General features: G+C 49.2%; 1 tRNA gene and 1 rRNA gene. Both read left to right on the plus strand.

Going from position 1 to position 1020, the window contains the following annotated elements:
* Positions 1 to 76: transfer RNA gene (locus tag V6M89_RS30380), tRNA-Ala, on the plus strand.
* Positions 77 to 303: 227 nt separating this feature from the next.
* Positions 304 to 1020: ribosomal RNA gene (locus V6M89_RS30385) — 23S ribosomal RNA — on the plus strand; the annotation flags it as partial.

Genomic DNA, 1020 nt, shown 5'->3' on the forward strand with positions numbered 1-1020 from the left:
GGGGGATTAGCTCAGCTGGGAGAGCACCTGCTTTGCAAGCAGGGGGTCGTCGGTTCGATCCCGTCATCCTCCACCAAAAGTTCAAACGTAAGCGACGCCAATGGGCGCATGTTTAGGTTTGGTCTTTTAGAGACCAAGTGCTGTACGTTCTTTAACAATCTGGAAGAAGTAAGTAAATTTTTATGTACCCATGCGGGGAACCGCGTGGGTGGGTAATGATTGTATGTATCAACAAACGCAACAACGTAGTACTTCTTATTCCTATAAACGCTCCTTGTTTAGTCGCAGGGGCTAACGTTATAGGGACAAGTGAATAAGTGCACATGGTGGATGCCTTGGCGATTACAGGCGATGAAGGACGTAGTAGCTTGCGATAAGCTGCGGGGAGCTAGCAAACAAGCTTTGATCCGCAGATTTCCGAATGGGGAAACCCGGCCTTTTAGGTCATTGCATACTGAATACATAGGTATGCAAAGCGAACGCGGCGAACTGAAACATCTAAGTAGCTGCAGGAAAAGAAATCAACCGAGATTCCCAAAGTAGTGGCGAGCGAAATGGGATGAGCCTGCACGTTTTAGCATGACGCATAGAAGAATCCTCTGGAAATAGGAGCCATAGCGGGTGATAGCCCCGTATTCGAAATGCGATGTGTGGAACTAAGCGTGCGACAAGTAGGGCGGGACACGAGAAATCCTGTCTGAATATGGGGGGACCATCCTCCAAGGCTAAATACTCGTAATCGACCGATAGTGAACCAGTACCGTGAGGGAAAGGCGAAAAGAACCCCGGGAGGGGAGTGAAATAGATCCTGAAACCGTGTGCATACAAACAGTAGGAGCGGACTTGTTCCGTGACTGCGTACCTTTTGTATAATGGGTCAGCGACTTACATTCAGTGGCAAGGTTAACCATATAGGGAAGCCGTAGAGAAATCGAGTCCGAACAGGGCGATAGTCGCTGGGTGTAGACCCGAAACCAAGTGATCTACTCATGGCCAGGATGAAGGTGCGGTAACACGCAC

Origin of the sequence: Duganella sp. S19_KUP01_CR8 (assembly GCF_036688705.1) — a bacterium.
Classification (GTDB): Bacteria; Pseudomonadota; Gammaproteobacteria; order Burkholderiales; family Burkholderiaceae_D; genus Rugamonas.